The organism is Paenibacillus doosanensis (genome assembly GCF_025060755.1).
GTDB lineage: Bacteria > Bacillota > Bacilli > Paenibacillales > NBRC-103111 > Paenibacillus_S > Paenibacillus_S doosanensis.
Genome location: NZ_JANYUY010000007.1, coordinates 65,851 through 90,102, shown reverse-complemented (window position 1 = coordinate 90,102; position 24,252 = coordinate 65,851). Strand labels below are relative to the sequence as shown.

At 54.1% G+C, this 24,252-nt stretch carries 26 protein-coding genes and 1 tRNA gene; 16 read left to right on the top strand and 11 right to left on the bottom strand.

All coding sequences use genetic code 11. The annotated features are described in order from the left end of the window. The first annotated feature begins 48 nt into the window (after positions 1 to 48). Positions 49 to 342: a hypothetical protein gene (locus N0M98_RS08120; protein WP_249864861.1), complete on the top strand. Its 294-nt coding sequence runs from the start codon at positions 49 to 51 to the stop codon at positions 340 to 342. Positions 343 to 377: 35 nt separating this feature from the next. Continuing rightward, positions 378 to 806 carry a hypothetical protein gene (locus tag N0M98_RS08115; RefSeq protein WP_249864860.1) on the top strand — a complete coding sequence of 143 codons (429 nt, stop codon included), beginning with the start codon at positions 378 to 380 and terminating at the stop codon, positions 804 to 806. Here the strand turns inward: N0M98_RS08115 and N0M98_RS08110 are convergent. Then, a complete protein-coding gene (locus N0M98_RS08110) occupies positions 732 to 1,781 on the bottom strand; it encodes a YkvI family membrane protein (protein ID WP_375295457.1) in 1,050 nt (349 codons plus the stop codon). The genes N0M98_RS08115 and N0M98_RS08110 overlap by 75 nt on opposite strands. A 170-nt stretch (positions 1,782 to 1,951) precedes the next feature. On the opposite strand from N0M98_RS08110, the gene N0M98_RS08105 reads away from it, so the two are divergent. After that, a complete protein-coding gene (locus tag N0M98_RS08105; RefSeq protein ID WP_249866249.1) occupies positions 1,952 to 2,572 on the top strand; it encodes a DedA family protein in 621 nt (206 codons plus the stop codon). Between the two features lie 91 nt (positions 2,573 to 2,663). Here the strand turns inward: N0M98_RS08105 and N0M98_RS08100 are convergent, their stop codons facing one another. Beyond that, on the bottom strand, positions 2,664 to 3,362 hold the full coding sequence (locus tag N0M98_RS08100) for a DUF4309 domain-containing protein (protein WP_259617506.1): 699 nt from the start codon (positions 3,360 to 3,362) through the stop codon (positions 2,664 to 2,666). Between the two features lie 304 nt (positions 3,363 to 3,666). Between N0M98_RS08100 and N0M98_RS08095 the strand changes: the two genes are divergently transcribed. Together N0M98_RS08095 and N0M98_RS08090 are read left to right on the top strand one after the other, a co-directional pair. Beyond that, the gene (locus N0M98_RS08095) at positions 3,667 to 4,239 is read left to right on the top strand and encodes a xanthine phosphoribosyltransferase (protein WP_249864858.1); all 573 of its coding nucleotides are present in this window, start codon (positions 3,667 to 3,669) and stop codon (positions 4,237 to 4,239) included. A gap of 95 nt (positions 4,240 to 4,334) precedes the next feature. Continuing rightward, positions 4,335 to 4,658: a hypothetical protein gene (locus N0M98_RS08090; RefSeq protein ID WP_249864857.1), complete on the top strand. Its 324-nt coding sequence runs from the start codon at positions 4,335 to 4,337 to the stop codon at positions 4,656 to 4,658. 124 nt (positions 4,659 to 4,782) lie between these two features. Here N0M98_RS08090 and N0M98_RS08085 read toward each other — a convergent pair whose 3' ends face one another. Next, positions 4,783 to 5,094, bottom strand: coding sequence for a hypothetical protein (locus tag N0M98_RS08085; protein ID WP_249864856.1), 312 nt, complete (start codon positions 5,092 to 5,094; stop codon positions 4,783 to 4,785). 137 nt (positions 5,095 to 5,231) lie between these two features. On the opposite strand from N0M98_RS08085, the gene N0M98_RS08080 reads away from it, so the two are divergent. Then, complete coding sequence (locus tag N0M98_RS08080) at positions 5,232 to 5,456, top strand: hypothetical protein (RefSeq protein WP_249864855.1); 225 nt, start codon at positions 5,232 to 5,234, stop codon at positions 5,454 to 5,456. Next, positions 5,456 to 6,166, top strand: a complete 711-nt coding sequence (locus N0M98_RS08075) for an adenosylcobinamide amidohydrolase (protein WP_249864854.1) — start codon at positions 5,456 to 5,458, stop codon at positions 6,164 to 6,166. Before N0M98_RS08080 ends, N0M98_RS08075 begins: the two co-directional genes overlap by 1 nt. A gap of 83 nt (positions 6,167 to 6,249) precedes the next feature. On the opposite strand, the gene N0M98_RS08070 is transcribed toward N0M98_RS08075, so the two are convergent. Beyond that, positions 6,250 to 6,384 (bottom strand): hypothetical protein, encoded by a 135-nt coding sequence (locus N0M98_RS08070; protein ID WP_259617505.1) that lies wholly within the window; start codon positions 6,382 to 6,384, stop codon positions 6,250 to 6,252. A gap of 156 nt (positions 6,385 to 6,540) precedes the next feature. On the opposite strand from N0M98_RS08070, the gene N0M98_RS08065 reads away from it, so the two are divergent. Beyond that, positions 6,541 to 6,747 carry a hypothetical protein gene (locus N0M98_RS08065; protein ID WP_249864853.1) on the top strand — a complete coding sequence of 69 codons (207 nt, stop codon included), beginning with the start codon at positions 6,541 to 6,543 and terminating at the stop codon, positions 6,745 to 6,747. Positions 6,748 to 6,768: 21 nt separating this feature from the next. Here N0M98_RS08065 and N0M98_RS08060 read toward each other — a convergent pair whose 3' ends face one another. Further along, positions 6,769 to 6,990, bottom strand: a complete 222-nt coding sequence (locus N0M98_RS08060) for a hypothetical protein (protein WP_249864852.1) — start codon at positions 6,988 to 6,990, stop codon at positions 6,769 to 6,771. A gap of 395 nt (positions 6,991 to 7,385) precedes the next feature. Here N0M98_RS08060 and N0M98_RS08055 point away from each other — a divergent pair. The 3 genes from N0M98_RS08055 (at position 7,386) to N0M98_RS08045 (ending at position 10,102) form a co-directional block, all read left to right on the top strand. Continuing rightward, positions 7,386 to 7,473 (top strand) — tRNA-Leu (locus N0M98_RS08055). A gap of 549 nt (positions 7,474 to 8,022) precedes the next feature. Beyond that, a complete protein-coding gene (locus N0M98_RS08050; RefSeq protein WP_249864851.1) occupies positions 8,023 to 9,417 on the top strand; it encodes a catalase in 1,395 nt (464 codons plus the stop codon). A gap of 199 nt (positions 9,418 to 9,616) precedes the next feature. Continuing rightward, positions 9,617 to 10,102, top strand: a complete 486-nt coding sequence (locus tag N0M98_RS08045) for a GNAT family N-acetyltransferase (RefSeq protein ID WP_259617504.1) — start codon at positions 9,617 to 9,619, stop codon at positions 10,100 to 10,102. Positions 10,103 to 10,202: 100 nt separating this feature from the next. Here N0M98_RS08045 and N0M98_RS08040 read toward each other — a convergent pair whose 3' ends face one another. From N0M98_RS08040 to N0M98_RS08030, 3 genes are read right to left on the bottom strand one after another with little or no spacing between them, the layout of a single operon-like run. Next, positions 10,203 to 11,606 (bottom strand): sensor histidine kinase, encoded by a 1,404-nt coding sequence (locus N0M98_RS08040; RefSeq protein ID WP_259617503.1) that lies wholly within the window; start codon positions 11,604 to 11,606, stop codon positions 10,203 to 10,205. Beyond that, a complete protein-coding gene (locus N0M98_RS08035; RefSeq protein ID WP_249866248.1) occupies positions 11,603 to 12,304 on the bottom strand; it encodes a response regulator transcription factor in 702 nt (233 codons plus the stop codon). The genes N0M98_RS08040 and N0M98_RS08035 overlap by 4 nt, the downstream gene beginning before the upstream one ends. Further along, positions 12,297 to 13,595, bottom strand: coding sequence for a hypothetical protein (locus tag N0M98_RS08030; RefSeq protein ID WP_259617502.1), 1,299 nt, complete (start codon positions 13,593 to 13,595; stop codon positions 12,297 to 12,299). Before N0M98_RS08030 ends, N0M98_RS08035 begins: the two co-directional genes overlap by 8 nt. Before the next feature lie 199 nt (positions 13,596 to 13,794). Between N0M98_RS08030 and N0M98_RS08025 the strand changes: the two genes are divergently transcribed. From N0M98_RS08025 to N0M98_RS08015, 3 genes are all read left to right on the top strand, one after another. Then, a complete protein-coding gene (locus tag N0M98_RS08025; protein ID WP_249864847.1) occupies positions 13,795 to 15,492 on the top strand; it encodes a methyl-accepting chemotaxis protein in 1,698 nt (565 codons plus the stop codon). A gap of 250 nt (positions 15,493 to 15,742) precedes the next feature. Next, positions 15,743 to 17,461: an arginine--tRNA ligase gene (gene argS / locus N0M98_RS08020; protein WP_249866247.1), complete on the top strand. Its 1,719-nt coding sequence runs from the start codon at positions 15,743 to 15,745 to the stop codon at positions 17,459 to 17,461. Positions 17,462 to 17,673: 212 nt separating this feature from the next. Next, a complete protein-coding gene (locus N0M98_RS08015; RefSeq protein WP_249866246.1) occupies positions 17,674 to 17,871 on the top strand; it encodes a YqzE family protein in 198 nt (65 codons plus the stop codon). A gap of 82 nt (positions 17,872 to 17,953) precedes the next feature. Here the strand turns inward: N0M98_RS08015 and N0M98_RS08010 are convergent, their stop codons facing one another. The 3 genes from N0M98_RS08010 to N0M98_RS08000 all read right to left on the bottom strand — a co-directional run bounded on the left by N0M98_RS08010 (position 17,954) and on the right by N0M98_RS08000 (position 21,877). Next, positions 17,954 to 18,862 carry a hypothetical protein gene (locus N0M98_RS08010; RefSeq protein WP_259617501.1) on the bottom strand — a complete coding sequence of 303 codons (909 nt, stop codon included), beginning with the start codon at positions 18,860 to 18,862 and terminating at the stop codon, positions 17,954 to 17,956. A gap of 160 nt (positions 18,863 to 19,022) precedes the next feature. Then, positions 19,023 to 20,075, bottom strand: coding sequence for a YqhG family protein (locus N0M98_RS08005; RefSeq protein ID WP_259617500.1), 1,053 nt, complete (start codon positions 20,073 to 20,075; stop codon positions 19,023 to 19,025). Beyond that, entirely contained in the window at positions 20,072 to 21,877 is a 1,806-nt protein-coding gene (locus tag N0M98_RS08000) for a DEAD/DEAH box helicase (protein WP_259617499.1), read from the bottom strand. The genes N0M98_RS08005 and N0M98_RS08000 overlap by 4 nt, the downstream gene beginning before the upstream one ends. A gap of 261 nt (positions 21,878 to 22,138) precedes the next feature. Here N0M98_RS08000 and N0M98_RS07995 point away from each other — a divergent pair, with 261 nt between their 5' ends. Both N0M98_RS07995 and lipM read left to right on the top strand, forming a co-directional pair. Next, the gene (locus tag N0M98_RS07995) at positions 22,139 to 23,269 is read left to right on the top strand and encodes a hypothetical protein (protein WP_259617498.1); all 1,131 of its coding nucleotides are present in this window, start codon (positions 22,139 to 22,141) and stop codon (positions 23,267 to 23,269) included. 73 nt (positions 23,270 to 23,342) lie between these two features. Next, positions 23,343 to 24,185 carry an octanoyltransferase LipM gene (gene lipM / locus N0M98_RS07990; protein ID WP_259617497.1) on the top strand — a complete coding sequence of 281 codons (843 nt, stop codon included), beginning with the start codon at positions 23,343 to 23,345 and terminating at the stop codon, positions 24,183 to 24,185. The last annotated feature ends 67 nt before the right edge of the window (positions 24,186 to 24,252 follow it).

Genomic DNA, 24,252 nt, shown 5'->3' with positions numbered 1-24,252 from the left:
AGTATATAAATACTATAGTATATAGTATAACGAACGGGGGAGCAAATCATGGAACAAGAGCAGCGAACGCAGCGGGAAATTACGTATCATGTCGGCTGGAAGCGGGGGAAGATCAAGCTGAACCAGAGCCAGTCTTCGGAGCCGGAGCAGGCGCACACGCATGCTGCGGAGGAAGAGGAGAGCGCGGAGCCCGGCCTTCTTCGATGGAACCGGGCGTACGTATGGCGCAGAGCCGGAGCGCTCCCGGCCCCCGCGCTGACAGTGCTGCTCGCCGTATTCCCGCTGCTTGCCTTCGCCTTATCGGTATGGCTCGTATATGAACTGTCCATTCAGCCTTACTGATCGTTATGTATAAAGAGATAATGGGGTGACTCGATTTGAAATTAATGTTGGCCATTCTCGGCGGCGCGGTCGGTCTCTTGGTAACCGCCTCGGCCGTCATGCTGATATGGCTTTTCATGCAGCGGAAGCAGAGAAACCGGAGCGGGGAAGAAACGCAGGAAAGCCCGCTGGCGGGCTTATCCTCGATGCTGCTTCAATGGACTTATTTCGATTACGCGCTCATCGCGGTGTTTGCGATCGGCAGCTTGTTTTTGTTCACCGATGCGGTGGCCGTTATCCGCGACGCCGCAAGCTATCCGCTCTATCATTACGGCTATTTGCTGTGCGGATTTGTGTTCACTCTGCTCGGGATGCTGTTCATGATTTTGCGCCTCGGCGTCGTCTTGTCGTTAATTCGTACCGGCCGGGCGGGTCTTGCGCCAGATCATCATCGTCATCCAGGCGATGCTGATCAGACCGAATAGCGGGTACAGCGTGGAGAGCAGCGTTTTGAAGCCGGCGAGACTGACAAGATAGCTGAGTGTAAGAACGGCCCATAGTATCCGCTTGCGCGAAAAGCGGGTGCGCTGCTCCAGCTGAAGCGTAAGGCCGTATACGTCGGCGATGAACGTCGTGAAGATTTCGCCGTAAATAACCATGACGAACATGAACTGAATCATCGGTCCGACTTTCCGGATCAAATGCCCCATCGGAATATCGAATTGCGAGATGCCCGGCATTTGCGCCGATAGGGCGAAATGTCCGGCCAGCAGCATGACGCCTATCGCGACCCCTCCCCATATACCGCCCCAGAACAGCACGGAGCGGTCTTTCACTTGCGCGCCGAGCGGGACAAGCACCCCCTGTGCCATCGTCAAATTAAAGGCGGCATAGAGGAACGGAGCGAACCATATTTTCTCCAGAGGGTAGTCGGAACCGAGCTGGAGCCAATTGCCCGATCCGGGCAAGTCCCAGGAATACCAGACGACGACGGAGCTGAAGCAGAGCATGAGCGGAACGACGATCGAGTTGACTGCGACGATGGCTCCCATTCCTTTATTCAGCACGAAGTAGGAGAGCAGAAGCGTAATGAGCAGGCCGGCTTGAAAGGGGAGACGAAACTGTTCCTCGAACACGGACCCCGCGCCAGCGAGCATCACCGTAGTTACTCCGAATAAGGTAACCAGAGTAAACAAGCTGATCCATTCGCCTATTTTGGCGCCGAACAGCACCTTGTTCAAATCTTCATAAGATTGTGCCTTGACTTCATGCGCAAGAAACATTAACTTAATCCCTAGCCACACAAAAAGGAGGCTGGCAATGCCGATCGTGACGGTGGCCATCCAGCCGTATCGCGTAAAAAATTGCAATATTTCTTGACCGGTGGCGAACCCGGCGCCGACAACGGTGCCGACATAGGTGAAGCTCACTTGCATAATGCTGCCGAACTTTCTCAACATCTTCCGGTCCACCTTTCGTACGGCTTGTTCCATATAGTACAAGGTATGAACATCCGGCGAAACACATGACATGAACTTGGGAAAAGCTTATGTTTCTGTTAAAATAGGAGAGACTTTTTCCTTAATAAATAAAAAATCCACATCATTTTTTGCAGGAGCGTGTCTGTGTGCTGGATGATATTTTGCTGCTGATTGAACATTACGGATATATCGCCCTGTTCGGCTTGTTGGCTGTAGGGATTGTCGGCCTGCCCGTTCCCGACGAGATTTTGATGACGACGGTGGGCTCGCTTACTTCGCACGGTGGGCCTTTGTCATTTTGCAAATCGTTATTCGTCAGCTACGCGGGAACGATGACAGGGATGCTCGTCAGTTATTATTTGGGGAAAACGGTCGGCAAGCCGTTTCTTTACCGTTACGGCAAATGGGTCAAGCTGACCCCGCAACGGCTTGATCTGGCTGAAGGATGGTTTAAGAAATACGGGTTATGGACTGTCGCATTCGGATACTATGTGCCCGGCGTCAGGCATTTTACTTGTTATTTGGCGGGGGTCAGCGCCGTATCGCTGTGGAGGTATCTGCTGTATGCCGGCACGGGGGCTTTCATCTGGTGCGCGTCGTTTCTGACGCTGGGGCATTTTATCGGGGTGAACGCTCCGCTGATCATGCATCTGGTGCATCGTTATATGGGAATCAGCGCAGCGGTGTTGGTCGTTGCGGTTGCCGTAGGGCTGTTCATTTACTGGCGCTATCGCAAGCGCGGCGCGCCGCATCAGAAACGTACAGGTTGACGGACAAAGAAATAAGGAAAAGCCTAAGCCGGGATTCGTCATCCTCTGGCTTAGGCTATTTGTATGCGTCGGATATGTTAGCGGCTGTACATTACTCGGCGAACAGCTTGATGGAATTGATCTTGTCGGATTTGGGGTCGATATCGAGCTTCAGTATGGCGCCTTTCGATTTGTAGGTCATGACGTAGCTTGTGTTCGAATCGGGCTTGCCCAGCGCCTTGAATACGTCGCTCGTCGTTTCTCCCAGCTTCAGCCCGTTCAAGCCCGGGTTAATTTCGCTGCTGCGGATATCGATGAACTGCAGCTCGTTGTTTTTGTTGAAGCCGACCAAAAAATCGGTGTAATCATACACGGTGATCGGATCGGTATCGTCTTCCATTTGAAACTGCTGCTTCGGATCGCCGTATTTGTCCGTGACGGTTTCAGGAGAGCTCTTCAAGGTAAGGCCGAGCAGCGTAGGCTTGGCCTGATTGTAAGGGTCCTGAATGTCGATTTTCGGCTTGGAGGCAGGGGGCTTGGCAGGCTCCTGCTCTTCTTCCTTGCCGCCCGACTCGGCGCTGGCCAAAGAAACCTTATCGTTAGGGTTATGCGCAGCGGGAGTCGGCGTTGCCTGGTCTCCGGGAACCTCGGTAACGGTTTGCCCCGTAACGGCAAGCGTCGGGGGAGTCGGCGTCTCCGGTGCAGGGGACGGATTTTGCATTGCGCCAGATGTATTTTTACAACCGGTTATCAGCATAATGAGGATGAACGGAACAAGCCATCGTGCAATGTATGTAGATGAGTTCAACATCCCAGTCTTCCTTTCCTTGGGTATAGTTCCTATAACTTTATTAATCATACTCCGTGCGCTTTGAATCCACAAAGATCATTTTTCAACAAATAACAGGCGTTTTTTATGAAAACGAGCAATTCTTATTTTCAAGAAGCTCTTTTCTCGTCCGCTGTCATTGTTTCATGTATTCTTATATAATATAGACGTAATTTTCGGCATAAAAGTTGCAGAAAGTTTAGAAAAGATTATAAAGTTAGGACTTGAAACCCAGATTCACGTTATGATAAGTTAACGGAAAAGGTTTTCGGATGGAGGCATGTTTATGGATTTGTTAAAACAGCGCATTAGAGAAGTGGGAGTCGTTCTCTCCGACGATATTATCAAGCTCGATGCGATATTGAATCATGCGGTGGACCCGGCGCTGACGACGGCGATGGGGAAGGAATTCGCCAGATTGTTCCGCGAGGAGAATGTGACCAAGGTGCTGACGATCGAATCATCGGGCATTCCGATCGCGTTTGCAACCGCACAGGAGCTGAACGTGCCGATGGTTTTTGCGCGCCGGAAGAAATCGCTGAATACGGATAGCACTGAGATGTACAGCGAGCGGGTTCCGTCGTTTACCAAAGGCTTTGTGACCGACATCATGGTGTCAAGGGAGTGTCTGGACGCGAATGACCGCGTCGTCCTGATCGACGATTTCATCGCCAACGGCGACGCTGCCAGAGGATTGATCCGGATTATCCGCCGTTCGGGAGCCGAGCTCGTAGGCGTCGGCATCGCCGTGGAGAAATCGTTTCAGGCCGGAGGAAGAACGATCCGCGAGATGGGAGTGCGCGTGGAATCGCTGGCTAAGATCGCGTCGCTTCACCAAGGCAGGATCGAATTCGAATAGAACCTTTTCAAGAATTATTTTCAAAATCATTTATTCTTCCCTCCCAAGTCGTTTTCCTTTATAATGGACTCAAGCGAAAGAGAGGAGGCATTGCTATGGGGAATGAGATTCCGGCGGATTTTTTTGTTACCAAGTTGAACGAAGCCAAGCTTCACTTCGAACGTGCCCTCGATTGTAAACATACAGAGTTTGACGACCTGTATCCCTATATGATTGAACATCCTCAATTTTTTTGGTATAAACGGTACGTGGCTTGGTCCGAATTGCTGACGATCGTCAAGCTTTGCGAAGAGCTCGGGGTAGAGTGGCAGCAGCAGTTTTCCAACCAGCAAGTGGAGTATATCAAGAAAAGGGTCATGTCCAGCAAAGTATTGGATTACTGGTTCGAGACAAACGATTCGAAAGAGCATGTAAGCTGATTCTTGCAATCATATAAAAGATAAAAAACCTGAGCGGCCTGCGTAAAGGCGCGTCAGGTTTTTTTGTTGACCGGCAAATGTCCGGCTTCGCCCGTTTCCTGCGGGCTGCCGAGGTCCGTGCTTATTATTGAAGGACGTTCATGCTCTCGATGTGCTCTCGGGTCGCCGGTGTGCCGAGCTCATGAATTTTGCGGTAAATTTCGCGCAAGTAGTAGTCGGCCGCATCGTTTTCTTTATCGAAATGATACTCTCGGACAGGAATCATGGCGCGGGCGGCCGTATCGTCGTGAGCATCCTCCGAATCCTCGAACATTTCTCGAAGCTGCTCGATTTCTTCCTCGGTCGCCGATATTTCAAATTCAAAATTGCCTGTCATGTTTTCGGGCTCCAAAATTTCGCTGGAAGCGACGGCGATGTAGTACGTTTTTTTCTCCATGACGGATTGCGGGCTCCTCTCGGACATGCGTATTCTTTGGCTTAAGTTTATTGTATACCCTGAATAGTGTATTCTATTCTTATTATCGGCGGCGAAACGTCCGCTTCCTCAAAGAAAACCAAGGAGGGCACACTGCTATGATCAGCGACGAACAGTTGGATCAATACCGGATCGCCGGGATTAAAGTCCGCGTCGTAAGGGACGCCGACCCTGTGAACGATGTACGGGGGCTCGTGGTCGCCTGGGACGACAATACCGTGATGATTCGCAAGTCAAACCGGCATATAGTCAAGCTCGACCGGAGGTATTTGTATCAACCCGCATCGGAGAAGCGCAACGCCGATTGGATCGGAGAGTCTTAATGGGCTTGTCTGAAAATCGGCGGCTGCGGAGCGATCCGTCCATAGAGCATATCGTATTTAAAGAAACGGAAGCGGGTTATGCGAGCTATTATATGATCGAAAGCAGCAAACCGCTGCGGACGCTGAACTCGTCCATGTGGGGAGAAGGCTTGGGATGGCATTACCGGCTCGTCAACCGTCAGGTGGACAAGAACTATTCGAGCGACGATCCGATGGCAGAAATGCGCCGTTTTATGCATATGAAGGGTATTCCCGCCGATGGGACGGCAGCGCTGCTGACGGCGGCGAGGGTGCGGGACCGCGGTTTTTCGGAGCGATCGGACGGTGAAGGTTTGCGAGTATGCGTCTGGGCTACCGCGGGGCTCGGCAATAAGGCGCGGGCCGGGAGCGAGCGGAAGCGGGACGAGCTGTTTCCCGGGACGATCAACGTGATTGCGCTGATCGACGGGACACTCACGGATGCGGCGATGGTTAACTGCGTCATTACGGCGACCGAGGCCAAGACGGCTGCTTTGCAGGACTGTCAAATCCGCATCGACGAAAGCGGGGAGACGGCCACGGGCACGACTACGGACGCGGTGATTATAGCGGCTACGCAGCGGGGGCGCTCTTACCGGTACGCGGGGACGGCGACCGTGCTCGGCTATTTGATCGGCAGAACGGTATATGAAGCGGTGAGCTATTCCGTCGGCCGTTATCTCGAAAGATAAGAAAAAAACCGGAATCATCGCTTTTCCGGCCGCTGGCGGTCCGGGGAGCTTGTTTTCCGGTTTTTTTGTCATGGTTAAGCGTTTTAAGATTCGGAGTCGCAAGCCGCGCCCTTCTTCGGCTGCTTCGCGGGTTCCGCCAGTTTGTCTCCGAATTGGTCCAGGCGGGACGGCTGGCTTGCCGGTCCGGTATTATCGGGTTTATTGTTTCTCCCTGCCAAAGCGATCACCTCCCGATGAATAGGGTTCTCATCCGGCGCTTTTTTTAGCACAAGCTTCAGCGGTTCTTCCCGTGCCGATACTGCATAATTCGACGCCCGGCCTGAGACAATACGAAGATCATGCGATATATATCGACGAAAGGGGCAAAAAGTCGGATGGAAGCGGAGCGTATGGTTCGATTGGACGATTTTTACGCCGTGAAGGTGAAGAGGGCAGGAGATGACGGGTTCGGCGGAGAACTCATTAGACTAAGCGCGGATAAGGAGCAGGGCACTCATTTGTTCGATATCCCGGTGCAAGCCGATCCGCAGGCAGTCGAGGAATGGGCGGCGAGAGCCCTTAGGGCGTACAGGGAAGGCTGAACCCGCGTTGGGGTTCGTATGTCAAGGACGGAATGCGCCGATAACATACAGCAATCCGAGCGTGGCCAGCATTCCGATCAGAATGAACATAAGACCGCTCAGGAACAGCAGCGCTCCTGGGATGATGAAGCTGACGACCAGCACGATGCCGACGACCCATAACATCGCCTGAAACGTAAATTTGATCAGACCCCAAAGAAACAACGCGGCGATAATGCCCATAGCCAGCTGCAATAAAATCATTCCGATCCCCCCCATGTCCTATATATATGGATGAGGAACGGAAATGATGATAGGCGCAGCCGTATTTTCGGCATACCGGCTTCCTGAGCCGCATATATATAATATCCGGACCCTGCCGGGTATGCAGTTATGCAGGGAAAACTCGTTAGCGGGGAGGAGATAAGATGTCCACCGAAGGTTCCGCTTTGAAAGGAACGATGTACGGCATTTTGTTTACGCTTCCAATATGGGGGATTATCGCTTGGGTCATTTACGAATGTTTGGATTGACGCACCCCGCATGCCGAATAGCCGAGATCTTTTAAAAAATCTTAAAAAATAGTTTGACAGATACGGGCGAGTGATGATATTATCATTCTTGTCCCGTTCGAGAGTATCGAAAGAGACGATTTATATGCGGTCGTGGCGGAATTGGCAGACGCGCACGGTTCAGGTCCGTGTGGGCTAACCCCCCGTGGAGGTTCGAGTCCTCTCGACCGCACCAACCCTACAATGAACAAGCTCTTGAATTTGTCCTTGCGACAGTTCAAGAGCTTTTTTGCGTTCAGATAAAGAAAGCTTGGACGGTCCCAGAATCTCTGCTGGGCCATTGCCTTGACAAATCTGCCCGCAAACTCCGAATCCGAATCCGTTACGTTCCCCTCATCACGCAATCAATCCAGCGGCTCCTATACAGCATCGCCATTTTGAATGATACGGGAGACTCCTTCACATCGGGTACGGTAGTACCTAGTTGTTTGGAAACAATATCCATGAATGAACTGCTCTAATTGTTCACGCTTTTTATTGGACGCATTTATATTATCTTTCCATTTGCCTCGCCTCATCTAATATATTTAGGTTCTCAGCGGCTTTGTTTATGCCCGGCGAGATAAGCTAATATGCAGGACCAGGCATAAGATGGACGTGTCTTTATCCGAGTGTATAAGGAATGGCGCGGCGGGCGTATAAGGCGGCGAAAGCCATCCTCGGGATCATAATAACCTATAGCCAAGCATATATTGCTGAGAATGAAGGTATAGGAGGCAGAAAAATGGACGACAAGAACGCTCGCGATCACACCGACAATCAAAGTGAGCAGGGCGCCGCTCCTTCGCAATGGCAAGGCGGCTCGCAACCGTCGCGCTACTCGCAGACGGTAGGGGGGCGCGGCCCGATTTTGGAACAAGATACTATGCTGCACGAAAAAAACGAAACTTTTATCCATGGGACTATACGAGAGCGCCCTTTGCATGTGAAGGGCTTCGGAGCCTTCGGTTATTTCGAGACGGTTAACTCTATGGCGGCTTACACGAAGCTTTGTTTTCTGCAGCGTCCGGGTCAACGAGTACCCGTTGCCGTCCGATTCTCGCTGGCGGCCGGCAACAGGGGGACGCCGGACACTTCGCGCAATGTGCGCGGCTTCTCGACTAAATTTTATACCGAGCAAGGTATCTTCGACTTAATATGCAACCATCTTCCCGTGTTTACGGTGCGGGACCCGATGCGGTTTGTAGAGACGGTCAGCGCCTTCAACCCGTCGCCCGTCAACAACTTGATGGACCCCAATCGGTTCTGGAGCTTCTACGCGAAAAATCCGGAAGCGACGCATTTCGTGCTGCAGCTATACTCCGACCTGGGTACGGTCAAGAGCTTCCGTCACATTCCGGGTTACAGCGTGAGTACTTATGTTTGGAAGAATGAGCAGGATGTCCGTACATATGTGAAATACAACTGGATTCCGCTAGCCGGCGCGCAGTATATCGATAGCCAGGAGGCGGCGCGGCTCGCCTGCGAGAACGCGGATTATGCGGGCAAGGATCTCTATGACACGATTGCTCAAGCAAAGACGGTGGAATACGGGCTATATGTACAGCTCATGAATCCGCAGGACGAAGCTGCGCTGCCGTTCGATCCGCTGGACGATACGAAGGTGTGGGATGTGCGGCAGTACCCGCTGCAGCCGGTCGGCAAGATGGTGCTGAACCGCAATCCCGACAATTATAAAGAACAGGTGGAGAAGCTGGCCTTTTCCCCGTCCAATATGCTGGAGGGCGCCGAGTTTTCATTCGACAGGGTCCTTCAAGGCCGCGCCAATATTTATACGGATTCACAGCGTTATCGGTTGGGACCGGATTTCCGCAGCATCCCGATCAACCAGCAGGCGAACTGGAAGCCGTCAGACGAGGTAACAAGCGGCACCGGCAGCTATGTGGCAGGGCGGCTTGGGCGCACTGCACCTCCCAAAGGGGATGACTTTACGCAGCCGGGGCAATTTTATAGCTCGCTGCCGCCTGTGCTTCAAGAGCACTTAGTCCACAACATTGCCTCCGATCTTGGAGCTGCCGTGCCGGAGCTGCAGCAGATTGTGGTAGGTTATCTGGCTCAGGCGAGCCCGGAGCTGGGAGAGCGCGTTGCCCGGCAGATCGGGACCAAAGGGAAGGGATAGCGCCCGTTCATTCGCCAAGCCGCTTCCTCATCCTTGATTTTAATTCCGCTTGTGTTATAATTATTTCGTAAGTTTCACGTTCGTGTGGACCCGTGGAAGTCCGAGTTCTTGCGACCGCATTAACCTTAAATAATACAACCATCTGTTATTATTTGTCGATAACAGATGGTTTTTCATTTGGAAAGGCAGTGACCTGGTAATGATGATCCGAACGGCAGCGAAGGCGGACGTAAAGGCAATTCTCGACATTTATAATGAAGCCATCCTGCACACCGTAGCAACCTTTGACACCGTAGAGCGTACTTTGGAACAGCAAGAAGCCTGGTTTGACCAGCACGGATCGCGCTATCCGATCATAGTGGCCGAGCTGGGAGGGACGGTTGTCGGATGGGCCTCGCTCAATGCGTATTCCGACCGTCTGGCTTACGAACGCACCTCGGAGCTTTCGCTCTACATCCATCATGACTTTCGCGGCAAAGGGATCGGCAAGCAGCTGATCCAGCGGGTGCTGGAGGAAGGAAAGACAGCCGGACTGCATACCGTCTTGTCGCGTATCGTCGAAGGCAACGACAGCAGCATCTACCTGCACAGGCTGTACGGGTTCGAATATATCGGGGTGATGAGGGAGGTCGGCTTCAAGTTCGACCGGATGCTCGATGTGATCCTGATGCAAAAAATGCTTTAATGCACTTATTGTTTTTTATGGACGGCGATAACAAGCAGCCGCCCCCTGCAGAGCTTGCGGAGGGCGGCTATTTTCGTTGCGGTTAAAGCGTTCCTGTGGCCTAGTTGCGAAAAGGCAGTCGAACGGAGACGGACGTTCCCCGCTGCTCTGAGCTCTCCAACGCGAGCGCGCCGCCGTGAAGCTCGACGATTTCCTTGCAGATGGCGAGCCCGAGGCCGGTGCCTTCGCCTTGAGGGTTCACTTGATAAAACTTCTCCGTCACTCTTGCGAGATGCTCCTCCGGTATGGCGACCCCTTCATCATGAATAAAAATGACGCAATCTCCATCCTCTTCCGCGACTCTGATCTCGATGACCGTTTCCGGATAGGCGAATTTGACGGCGTTATCGGCAATGTTGAGAAAGACCTGCTTCAGCCGGTTCTCATCTCCGGGGACCGCCCCGGCATTGGAGCCGGAGCATGCGAAGTCGAAGGTCACCTGCTTTTCCCGGGCTTTGGACGCAAGCTGCAGCACGACTTCGCTTAGCAGCTCGCGGATATCGAAGGTCTGGATGTCAAGGGCAAGCTGTTTTTGCTCCAGCCGGGAAAAATCGAGCAATTCCTCGACGAGCCCTACCAGCCGATCGGTTTCCTTGGATATGACCTTCAGACCTGTCTTGGTCTCTTCCGCGTCCTGCATATCCCCGATCAAGATCGTTTCGCTCCAGCCTTTAATGCTGGTTAACGGGGTTCTCAGCTCGTGGGAAATCGAAGAGATGAAATCGTTTTTCAGCTTATCGCTCTTGACGATTTCCTGCGCCATGAAGTTCAAGGTCCGAGCCAGCTCCCCGAGCTCGTACCGGTACGATTCGTCGACGCGGGTGTCAAGGCGCCCTTTGGCCATCAGCGCGGAAGCGGCGGTAATCCGGTTGATCGGCTTGACGATAGAATTGGCCAGCGCAAGGCTGATTAAGGAGACCGCCGACAAAATGATGAACCCGATCAGCACCGCGATTCCGGCCACGCTGCGAATGAAGCGGTCGACTTCTTCAAGCGACGTTACATAACGAAGCACGGCAATCGGCTGGCCGTTCCATTCCAGCGGCGTGGACACCGCCATGACCCGTTCGCGGGTGACGGCGTTGCTGCCGATCCAGCTTCCCGTCTCTCCATGCGCCGCTAGCTTCACGTCCTTAGTGGCGATTTGCTCGCGGACCGCAAAGCCGCTGGTGCTGGCCAGCACCGTACCCTGATTGTTAATGACCTGCAGCTCCGCGTTGTCATGGGCGAACGCTTCCGTAACCTCCGGCAGCTGGCTTTCGAAAGTCAGCACGTTCAAATTATTATGGAACTTGTTGTAGAACGAAGCGGACACCTGAGCGTGGTTGCTGAGACTGTTGAAGATGCTGTTGTAGTAAAACGTGCGGACGGAATAAATAAACACGCTTTCGACCAAAATCAGCGTCAGCAGCACGACTAGGACGTAGTGGGAGACGACCAGCCGTTTGATTCCTGTGCGCATCATTTATTCGGGTCCTTCCATTTATAGCCGTAGCCCCACACGGTTTCGATATAAAGCGGCCTGGACGGATCTTCCTCGATTTTTTGCCGGACCCGGCGTATGTTCACGTCGACCATCTTGGGATCGCCGACGTAATGCTCTCCCCATACTTCATCCAGCAGCTTGTCCCGGCTTAAAGGGATGCCCGGATGCTCCATGAACATTTGCAGCAGAGCGAGCTCGGTCGGCGTCACATCGATGGGGCTGCCGTGTTTTTTGAACTCGCGCAGCTCGGTATGAAGTTCGAACGGGCCGGATCGAGAGACGGGGTCATGCTGAAGGAAGGGAGCTTGGAGATGAACCCGGCGCAGCAGGGAGTGGACGCGGGCCATCAGTTCTCCGGGGCTGAACGGCTTGCTGATATAGTCGTCGGCGCCGAGGGAGAGACCGAAAATTTTGTCCTGCTCCTGCACTTTGGCCGTCAAGAAAATAATGCCGATCCGTTCGCTCTCTTCCCTGATTTGCCGGCATACCTCGAACCCGTCGGGTCCGGGAACCATCACGTCCAGTAGAGCCACTGCGATGTCGGGATGCTCGCGAAACCGCTGAAGCGCCTCATGCCCGTCGGACGCTTCTATAATATGGAATCCTTCTCTTTTCAAATTGACAACGATAAAGCTGCGGATGGATTCTTCATCCTCCAGAATCAGTACCTTATTCATTGACATGATCGGACAACTCCTGTCTTTCAAGATCCAGCACCGGATGGAAGCTGCCAAGCAGCGGCTTGCTGTTCTCCGTCAGGCGAAGCGCAGTAACCGTCTTGTCCGTCCGCCCGATCTCTTTCCACTCGGGATCGGAGGCGTCCCAGCTATCGGCCGGCATCGTCTTCCAATCCGCCAACGTTTCTCCCGTAACCGAGGAGACGAATGCGATCCGGGTTCCGTCCGCCGAACGCTGCACGCTAAACCGATCCCTCCACTCGCTCGGGATATCCAAATAGAAGCTGTTCTCATAATCGTAGTAGCGTTCGTACAGCGGCGTGTCGCCGAGCCCTTGCCGTCCGTCCCAGCGATAATATTGCGTAATCCAGGGAGTTACCGCATAAGCGGCATTTTCCGACCCTTGCGGGGCGACATCGATCGGAATTTCCATAATGCCGTCATGGTTGTAGTCGCCGCTCTTGGCCGAACGGGGGCTGAGCGGCAGCTTGTCGTCCGGAAACGCTTTGACAAGCTGCCCGTTATCGAAATAAACGAGCTGAGTCGTCGACGAATGCGCCCCGACCCCGGCGTCGAGCAGAAGACCGCGCTTGTTCTCTGCGACAAAACCGGCGGTGACGCTGGAATACCCGTTCACGTAAGGGTCCAGAGCAATCGAGCCGACAGGCTGAAAGCCGTGATCGTACTGCAGCGTCGACATCTTGGCCGATACGTTGCGCTCCAGCGTCAGAATCGAAATATCTTTCTTATTATCCTGGTTCAGATCGTCGACGACCAGCTCCGTATAAGGAGCCTGGTACAGGATCGTCAGCTTCCGATCGACCAAATGATAGACGACCAGACCTTTATTGATGCGGGCTCCGCCGGAATAACCGACCAAAATATCGTCGACTCCGTCGCCCGTTACGTCCTCGAAGAGCAGCGTATCGAGCTCGTAGCCTTCGCCTTCCATCTCGCTCAGCAGCTTCCAGCTGTCGCCGCTTTTTTGCCATAGCATGCCTTTGACCCGCACGTCTTTGTCCGGGGTCTGGTAGAAGACGATGGCTTCCGGAACCCCGTCCTTATCGAGATCCTTCAAATATATGGAGCCGGGATCGCTTGAGTTTTTGGGATGAATGAAGGAAGCTCCCGCCGGCATCGCTTGCTGAATCACCTGCTTCAAGTTCTCCTTATCGTCGGGCAGCTTCGGCATGCGCATGTAGGACTGGGGGTCCTTGGTGAAGGAGCAGCCGCTGCAGGCCAGAGCGATCAGTAAGAACAGCACCAGCGGCATCCGGGATGTGATCGGCAAAATAGGATCGCCTGCTTTCTTGCTTATTTAACATGATTATATCAGCTTATGCGTTGACAAAGAGTAACAAACTATTTACATTTTGGTGGGAAGGTTATGGAAATCACATGAGGTGTGACAAAAATCACAGTGAGCCGTATACGTTAGTTATACTATGAAATCACACCATATCTTGGCAAAAGGAAAAGAGGGGACATCTGTGAAATTAGGTATCGTAGGAAAGGTAACTTGGCTGGTCGTCATTGCGGTTGTAACCAGCGTATTGTCTCTTTTGGCCATCGGCTACTATGTCAATTACAAGCAGATCGACCAGGCCGCGGGAGATGAGCTGATCGGCTGCGCAAGCATTACCTCGGGCCTGCTGACAACCGCCGAAATCAAGGAATTGGCAAGCGGCCAAGCCTCGAAGGCGCTGCAGGATAAAGTGAATTGGATTGTCGATCACAAACCGATTTTTAAGAACGCTTCAATTATGAGCTTGAGCGGAGTGCTGCTTGTACCCGACAAAAACCTGCAGCAGGAAGGCTTCAAGGCGGGCGACAAATTTTATATAGACCGCGAAGCGATCGATATGATGGTGAATATGAAGCATCCGGCGGCTTCGTCCGTGTATACGTTTGGCGACGGGGACCGGAAAACCGGCTATGCGCCGATCTTCGCCGACCATGATTCGTCCAAGGAGATCGTGGCGATGATGGCGATTGATTTCGACGCTTCAATCTTGAAAAACCGGACATGGAATATGCTGCAGTTCACGCTGCAAACCGGCGGGATTTTCCCGATCGCAGCGGCGTTCGTCGCATTCCTGCTGATCAGCCGGATGATCAAGCCGATCGAAGCGATCAGCGAGAGAGTGAAGCGGATCGCCGAAGGGGATTTGACCGGAGAGCCGATCCAAACGAGAAGCAAGGATGAAATCGGCAGTCTCGTTCAATCCGTCAACCAGATGAACCAGCAGCTCAAGACGATGATCGTCACGATCGAGGAGACATCCCTCGAGGTCAACAAGACGACGCGCCAGCTCGCCGGCGATGCCGATCGCACTGTCACTTCAATTTACTCGATGAATACCGCGATGCAGGAAATTGCGACCGGAGCCGCCACGCAGGAGAAAGGCACGGAGGAAAGCGCTCGGGCGATGGAGGAGATCTCGGAAGGGATGGGCGAAATCGCCGATGCGTCGATGGCCATGGCGGAGATGATGTACGATACGCTGAAGGCCGCCGAGCTCGGAAGCGAAACGCTCGATAAAGTGCTGCTGCAGATGGATTCGATTCACCAGTCGGTGGAAGTGTCGTCCGAAGCGGTGCGGGGGCTATCGGCGCATTCGGAGGAAATCGGCGAGATCGTAAAAGTGATGGGCGATATTTCCGCCCGGACCAATCTGCTTGCGCTCAACGCTTCGATCGAAGCGTCGCGGGCAGGAGAAGAAGGCAAAGGCTTCGCCGTCGTAGCGGGAGAAATCCGCAAGCTCGCGGAGCAATCGAAGCAATCCTCGGAGCATATCGCCGAGTTGATCGAAGCGGTTCAGGGCAAGGTATCCCATATGGTCGAGGCCATGGAGCGTGAAATCCGGGAGATGCAGACCGGCAAGATGTACGTCAATCAACTGGCGGGAGGGTTCCACAGCATCGTGGAGAAAGCCCAGCATACCAACGAGCAGATTACGGAAATATCCGCCATTTCCGAGCAAATTTCGGCCGGCTCCGAGGAAGTGTCCGCATCGGTGCTGGAGACGGCGTCCATCGCCAAAAATTCGTCCAAGCAATCCGCCCAGGCGGCCGATTTATCCGTCGTTCAGCTGGATTCGATGAAACAGATTACGCAATCGGTGCATTCGATCGAGACGTTGTGCCGGGAGCTGGATTCGCTGGTGCGGAGGTTCCGGATTTCGTAAGCGAATGGCCGGACCGGGAACTTGACTCGTTTTTTACGGACCGATATAATAGCTACATATGTAAATGATGGCAGACTATGATTTTGGTATGACGAGCACCCCTTTTGGGGTGCTTTGTCGAGCGGTGCAGATCATTTCTGAACGGCATGGGATGCTGCATTCAACGGCAGGGTCATGCTCCGTGGAAAAGCTCCGGATAGGAGCTTTTCTCATTATGTAAGGCTTGAAGATTCGAAAGGGGTTAATCATGATGGATTACAAGAATATATTGGCGTCGCAGCTCGCTTCCCAGCTGGAAGGGGTGACTGCGGAGTCGATCGCGGAGCTGATCGAATATCCGCCGAATCCGCAGATGGGCGATCTGTCTATGCCTTGCTTCAAACTGAGCAAGCAGCTGCGCAAAGCGCCGCAGGCCATCGCGGAGGAGCTCAAAGCGAACTGGCAGGGGCATCCCGCCATCCAACGGGTGGAAGCGGTGTCCGGTTATTTGAACGTGTTTCTCGACCCGGCGGGCTTCGCCTCCGGCGTCATCGGCGAAGTATTGGAGAAGCGGGAACGTTACGGCTCGCAGAACATCGGCCAGGGACGCAACATCGCGCTCGATTTCTCCTCGCCTAACATTGCCAAAGCGTTTCATATCGGGCATTTGCGGACGACGATGATCGGGAATGCAATCTACAAAATTTACGAATTTCTCGGATATAATTGTATCGGCATCAACCATCTCGGAGACTGGGGAACCCAGTTCGGCAAGCTGATCGTCGCCTACAAGCTATGGGGCGACAAAGACGCAGTCGAAGCGGAAGGCATTGACGAGCTGCAGCGGCTGTACGTGAAGTTCCATGACGAAGCGGACGTTAAGCCGGAGCTGGAGGACGAGGCGCGCGCCTGGTTCGTCAAGCTGGAGCAAGGCGACGAGGAAGCGCTCGGGCTATGGAAATGGTTCGTCGAAATCAGCTTGAAGGAATTTCAAAAAATTTACGATCTGCTCGGCGTTCGCTTCGATTCGTATGCAGGCGAAAGCTTCTACAACGACAAGATGGCGGCCGTCGTCGACGAGCTGAAACAGAAGAACCTGCTGGAGGAAGACGGCGGAGCCTTGCTCGTGCGTCTGGACGATTACAATATGCCGCCGGCCTTGATGATCAAAAAGGATGGCGGCACTCTGTACCATACGCGGGATGTTACGGCGGCGATTTACCGCAAAAATACGTATGACTTCGACAAATGCGTCTATGTCACGGATGCGGGGCAAAGCCTGCACTTTCAGCAATGGTTCAAAGTGATCGAGCTGATGGGCTACGACTGGGCGGACAAGCTCGTTCACGTGCCGTTCGGCAAAGTGAGCCTCGAAGGGGCTAAGCTGTCAACGCGCAAAGGGAACGTGATTCGTCTTGAGGAGCTGCTTACGCAGGCGATCGAGAAGACGAAAGCGATTATCGAAGAGAAAAATCCGAATCTGGAAAATAAAGACGAGGTCGCCCGTCAAGTCGGCGTAGGCGCGATTATTTTCAACGATTTGAGCAATAACCGGATTAAGGACATTGTATTCTCCTGGGACGTGGCTCTCAACTTTGAGGGAGAGACGGGTCCTTACGTGCAGTATACGCATGCGCGCGCCTGCAGCGTGCTGCGTAAAGCGAACGGAGGAGACGGAATCGAATTCGCCCGGCAGGCCGCTCAATTGGATGCGTCGCTCTTGCCGGACGCGGCCTCACAAGGCTTGCTGAAGCAGCTGTACCTGTTCTCGGAGCGGGTCGAGCAGGCGATGCACAAGCTGGAGCCGTCCGTAGTGAGTCGTTACTTGGTCGATTTGGCTCAAGCCTTCAACCGCTTCTATCATGAATGTCCGATTCTGGTGGACGATCAAGCGCTGCGCGAAGCGCGGCTCGCGCTGGTGAAGTGCGTGCAGATTACGCTGCGCAACGGACTCGGCCTGATCGGTCTGGAAGCCCCTGAGAAAATGTAAGGTATGCCCTTTTGTCACCCGGTATCCTCAGCGTTGAGGATACCGGGTGATTTGCATTTGGCGCGTCAAAACGGCTGACAACGATGTCCAGCTCGCGGACCGCTTCGCTTAACGGGGAAGGAGTCGGGCCTCGACGCCGCTTAACGGCGCGGTTTGGAGCGGGCAGAATCTGGCAACAATGGCTACTATGAGCCGTTTGGAGGTGAGCGCATATCGCCAAAGGGGATGAATTGGTAAAATATGTGACAGAGCGATTTGTGGAATATATGGAAACGCCGAAGGAAATCCGCAAACAGACGAGGGCAAGCCAAAGAGAGCATCGCGAGCATTGGCAGTACCGCTGGTTCGGCATGCTCCCGCTAGCTTTGCGCATGTGGATGGAAGGACTTCGCTGGCGCAAAAAAAAATGAAAAGCTTCTCTCCTCGGCGCGAGCAAAGGCTCGAGCCTGAAGGGACGGGAAGCTTTTCTATATAGGGAAGGAGGAGAAAAACCTAAGGGAATAGCCGGCCGGCCGCGGAAACGGCGGCATACGAAACGGCTCTGGGCCCGTCTTGGTCGAGAAGCAGAAACGCTTCCTCGTCGGACCAACGGTGGTAGCCCGTTACGGCTAACGGCAGCGTTACGGTGCGGCCGTACAGCTCGGCGACGAAGGTCAGCTTGCGCTGCTCCTTGATAGCGGTTGCAAGAAGCTCGAATCGGCTGAAGGAGACAGCTTGGCCCTTCACCCACGGCAGCCGGTCGTACGGATCGAAAGCGTCGGTCTGCAGACTGGCGGCGACCGTATGGTCCGGCCCGATCCGGGGCGGGGGCGCGGCTGCAAGGGAAGCGTCCTGAAGCTCCTGGACGGAGCTTAACAGGAGCGGCTGCCCGGTCTTGGCATCGATGTAATAGTTTTGTTCGCCGGCGGAAACCAGCCATACCGCATGAAACGGATCGGCGTACCAGCGTTCGGCTCTGTAGGACGTATCGATGAGTTCGAGCTGTACCAAAGATTGGTACAGAGTGTTTAAGCTGAAGAGAGGAGCGCTGCCGCTGCCGTATTCGGCAAGCTTGTACTTGTCCGGGTTGTCGGGATCGGCATAGATGACCATGTAGCCGACTTCGGCGCCGCCTGCTTTGAGCAGAACGATCCAGCCGTGCTGCCCCGGCCCCAGCGGATAGCTGGTCCACGAGGCTTGCTTCCATGCCTCGAAGCCTTGCTGGCCTGCGATTTGCTTCATCAATTGGTTGACCGCGTCCAGGAAGGTCGGCGTTGTGACTGTGCCATCCTGCATAACGGGCGCCAGAGCTTGTGCCGGAATGGGCGGGTTGTCCGGTACCGCGGCGGAGGAGAGCGGCTTTGCAACCAGCAGGCTTGTCCAGAGCAAAAGGCAGGAAAGCCTAAACAACGTTTTTTTCATCCATTCACCTGCTTGTCATGGTTTGTCGGGCACGGATGCTGTCACATGAAGCAGCTGCTATGCCCTTATTGTATAAAATATGCCTTGAAAAGTTTGTTAGAACCTGTAGCGGAGCAAAAAAAAGTTTGCTTCTATTTTTGCTGGAAATGAACGGAATTCGTCAATTCGTAGGCAGATTCCCCGCATGCAGATGAAACAGACCGCAATTGATGACGGATATTTGAATGCGCGGCCGAAACTGCCAGTCGATTTCAAGCTGACGGTTCGTATACTGGGCTTCGATCTCCGCTTTTTTCTCCGGTTCGGCCCCTTGAATTAAAGCTTCGTAATACGAATGAATCCGCTCCAGCTCGTCCTGAAGCCGCAGCTTGGCGTCCTCCGCCCAGCGGTGGTCGTACGTTTTTAACCGGTTCTCCAAATATTGCTCCAAATAAATGACGGCCCGCGGCAGCGTAAATTTATCCGGAATCATGTAGACATGAGCGGGCAAACGCGGGGACAGCCGCTTGGTCTGCAGCCATTCTTGGAAATGCTCGCGAATTTCCCCGGTGACCAGATGAACGCCCAGCGAATGAATTTCGCTGCGCTTCATATCGCAGGCGAGCTCGACCTTGTAGTTTACCTGCATCCAGGTTTCGTAGGCGATCGTAGGCGGCGGCGCCGATTTCTGCTGCTCGGGCTTGAACTGCTCGAACAGGTGGACGAAGCGCCCTTTGCTGCGCACCGCGTCGAAAATTTGACCGAGCCTGCGGCTTCCGAACGTAACTTCATCTTTAGGCACCCTGGATGTCATCTGCGTCGGCACAAAGCCGAAATAGCGTCCCAGGATGCTGTCCTGCTGCGGGGCGCCCGGCGCTTGGGGGCCGGGGCCGGCGGTTCCCGGCGACGGCGCTCCCTCGCCGGGGGGCGGAGAGAGCGCCGTCCCGCCCGCAGAAGCAGCGCCCGGCTGGGCTCCGGCTGCGCCCGCTTGAGCGCCGGCAGCGGACTGCGCGGCCTTATGCCCCTCCGGGTCGAAGATGAACGTGCACGTCATCGTCTCCGGGACGGCGCCGGTCCGTTCGACAAAGTTCCAGTAATACGGCCGGTACGTCAGCTCCTTGTCGGCGGAAGGAGACAGCTTGACCGTGACGTAGGCGGGATGCTTCTCCAGGATGTCGCATTGTTCCGCTTCGAGGTAGCGCATAACGAAGCTTTGAATTTGTTCGCTCTTCATGGGGATGCCTCCGCTTCGCCGGTAATAGGTAAGATCTGTCCGACGGCGCCGGGCATCATATGGGAGCGGGAGATGTCCCTGGCGGCGGAATCGCGTTCCACTTCCGTGCGGATTGTCGTGAACGAGCGGCCGAGATCGTCCATCTGGCGTTTGAGCTCCTCCTCGGAAGAGGAGAGAATCATCTGCGCAATGGATTTCTCCAGCGAGTGGGATTGCTCGAATCGTTCGAGAATCGTATCGAGCTCGCCGATGACCAGCTCGAACATATTGATTTTCTCATGCAGCAAAGACAGAATATATTCTTCGATCGTGCCGTTGGTGGACAGATTATAGATTTTGACATCGTCCTGCTGGCCGAGCCGGTGCACGCGTCCGATTCGCTGCTCCACGCGCATCGGGTTCCAAGGAAGGTCGAAGTTGATCATGTTGTGGCAAAACTGCAGATTGATTCCTTCGCCGCCGGCCTCCGTCGCCACCAGCACCTGGGCGCGGTTGCGGAACAGATCCATCATCCAGTCCTTTTTACCGCGGTTCATGCCTCCACGGTAGGGAACGGCGGTAATTTTATGCTCTTTCAAATAGTTCAGCAAATATTCCTGCGAAGCGCGGTACTCGGTGAATATGATCACTTTATCGTTAATTTCTTGGACAAGCTCCATCGCTTTTTCCGCTTTGGTGTTGGCTTTGATGCTGCGGATCAGCTCGACGAGCTGCCAAATGCGCTGGCGGACGGGAGAATCCTCCGCCGTTTTCTTGAACATGTTCACCAATGTAATGAACACGGCGTCGCGGCTGCTGCACACTTCGCGCTGCAGCGTAACCAGCGAAAGCGCGCTGCTGATATCGCCCTCGGACTCTTGGTAGCGGCCCTTGACGAAGTCGGTCACGCCGTCGTAGAGCGCTTGTTCCTCGGGGGAGAGCGTCAACGGAATATTGCGGACGATCCGCTTGGTGAAATTGACGTTGCCGTCGCTGCGCCGGTTGCGGATCATGACCTTGGACAGTTCCTGCTGCAGCTGCTCCTCGTTTTTCGGAATGCGCTTGTCGACGACGAAGTTGGCTTGGAAGCTGCCTTGGCCGCCGAGCTGGCCGGGCTTGAGCAGAGTGATGAGATTGTACAGCTCGCTCAAATCGTTCTGGACGGGCGTTGCCGTCAGCAGCAGGCAATATTTTTTGCGCAGCTCGTTGATGAATTGGTAGTTAGTCGTCTTTTTGTTTTTGAGCTTGTGGGCTTCATCGACGATCAGCATGTCGTATTCCATCCCGAGCACGATGTCCCGGTGCGGATCGCGCTTGGCCGTATCCATGGAAGCGACGATAATATCGTACTGCGCCCACATGTATTCTTTTTTTTGCGCTACGGCCGGTATGCCGAATTTTTGGTTCAGCTCGCGCACCCACTGCAGCACAAGCGAAGCGGGCACGAGAATGAGCACCTTTTTGACCAGACCGCGGATGATGTATTCTTTTAAAATTAATCCGGCTTCAATCGTTTTCCCGAGACCGACCTCGTCGGCCAATATGGCCCGGCCTCTCATCTCCGTGAGCACTTTTTTGGCGGTATCGATCTGATGGGGCATCGGCGTCAGCTGCTGGATATGAACGAGAGATTGCAGCTGGTCGAAGCTGGAGATCAGACTGGCTTGCTCCGCCTCGTAAGCGAGCTGATACAGCGTCCAATCGTCCCAGGGACCGTTGCGCAGCGCTCTTTCATGCAACTGCTCGAACCATTCCCGGTCAAAATGCAGCTGTACATGCTCGTTAAAGGGTCTCACATGTTCTAGTTTATTGCCAGTTTGCATGGTATGCCCTCCTTTGGGCGCCTTCCTTCGGGAAAGGAAAGCGGGCATCTTGATGACAGCAGGGCTTGCATCGGGCCGTTGCACTAAGCTCTGCGGCTGGGCGTTAAGCCCCGGCAGCCGTGTCCGACCGCTAATGAATCGCTTGCTCCATTTGATGAAAACAATCCGGAAATTTCCGCAAGTTTCATTGATAGAGCAGGCAAAGCTATCATTTTTAGTATGGACGAAAAGAAGCCCTTTCATAACTTGGATGAATGCATTATGATGTTTAGTAGCAAGGGGGAGGAAGGATTCGACTTGAAGAAATGGGTATTGGGGCTGACAGCCGCGCTTTTGGTCGGCCTCGGCACGGTTTATTATGCGAGCCGGGATGCCAAGCCGCAGGCATTGCCTATCGACGAGGAAGTTACGAAGGCGATCGACGAGACGGGAGATTTGCTTGTCGCGGATCCGTATCAGGTATTCAGCGTGAACAGCCGGACGCAGCGAAGCAAGCAAATCCTGCAGACGTCCCAGCCGATCAGCGGGATCAGCTACACCGGGGATCATACGGTCGTCACCGTATATAATCCGGACGATCCGAAGGCATTCAAAGGATTGTACGTGAGAGAGAAACAGGGGGACCGCTTTCTGCAGCTTGCTACGCCCAAAATGGCGCCGAAGTACCATTATGTATTCGGCGATCTGATGTTCGTGTCGTCTGCAGATAAAACGCCGCAAAAAGGCGGGGATATGACCCGGGTCGGCATTTATCAGCTGAAGCAGCACAAATGGATCAAGGACTGGCTTGTGCCCGGAGGCGTGGAGGATGTGAAGGGAGCGGGCAAGGACGTCTACTTCGTGACCTCCAACAATGCCGAAACGAGCTCGAACGTCTACAAGGCCGATATCCAAAGCGGCGAATGGGGCAAGCTGATTCAAGAGCCCAGACGTTATCCGCTGGATCGGGTAAGCGTCGATTCCAACGGCGATATTTATATGATGATCTCCCAGCGCCATAAGAGCGAATGGTCCAATAAAATTTATAAATTCAATGCCGCCGAGTCTCCATACGAGCTGATGAACAACTTCGTGTCGAACACGAAACCGTACTCCTTTACGATGTCGGCGATGCAGGGTAAAATGCTAATTGACCGCTTTGATGCGGCAGATGGCTCGGTCGAGCTGGAGAAGCCGCTGGCGCTGCTCGATTTGAAAAGCCGCAAACAGCTTCATCTGACATGGGACCACCGGCCTGTCGATATCGCGCCGATACCGGCGGACAACCGGTTCGCCGTTCTGGGCGAGGATGGAGCGATCGCCTTCGTCGGTCTGGATGCGTCGGAGAAACCGGAGGGCGAGTTTCAGCTGGACAATGTGACGGATGCGAGAGAAATATGTCCCAAGCGTTAGGAGTGCGGCGAATCAAGCAACCGGAAGCCAGGCAGGCTTCATGAACAGCAACAAGGAAAGGCAGGTAGACAGCATGACGGCAACATGGCGTTTTATTTCCAACAGGATGCATCATCCTTCTTATAATATGGCGGTCGACGAGGCGATTCTGATCGCGCACAGCGAGGGCAAAGTACCTCCTACGGTCCGTTTCTACGGGTGGGAGCCTCCGACCTTATCCATCGGGTATTTCCAAAAGGCCGAGGAAGTCGACTTCGAACGGCTGGCCGAAGAGGGACTCGGATTCGTTCGCAGACCGACCGGCGGGAGAGCGGTGCTGCACGATAAGGAGCTGACGTACAGCATTATCGTGGCGGAGAGCTATCCCGGCATTCCGAGCGGGGTGACGGAAGCTTACCGCGTGCTGAGCGAAGGGCTGCTGCTCGGCTTTCGCAAGCTGGGGCTGGACGCACAGATGGTACAGCTTGCCAGCGAGGAGGACAAGAGCAAATACGCCTCCATGGGCTCGTCGGCATGCTTCGATTCTCCTTCATGGTACGAGCTGGTCGTCGAGGGACGGAAAATCGCGGGCAGCGCGCAGACAAGGCAAAAGCAGGTCGTATTGCAGCACGGATCGATTCTGCTCGATATGGATGCGGACCAATTGTTTCGCGTCTTGAAGTTCAAGAACGAACGCATTCAAGAGAGATTGAAACAGCAATTTTCGCAAAAGGCGGTCGCGATTAACGACATTTGCCGGGGGCTTGGCCGGGCTCCGGTCGAACTGCCGGAGGTCGAAGAAGCGTTTCGGGCCGGGATGGCCGAAGGGCTCGGCGTTCAATTGGAGGAAGGCGCGCTGACGGATTACGAGCTGACGCTCGTTGAACAGCTGGTCAAGGATAAATACGCGAACGAAGCATGGAACCTCCGGAGATGACTCCGGAGGTTTTTTGGGGCTGATCATTTATTATCCGAGAGGGGCCATTCCCGTTGAGTACGTTATC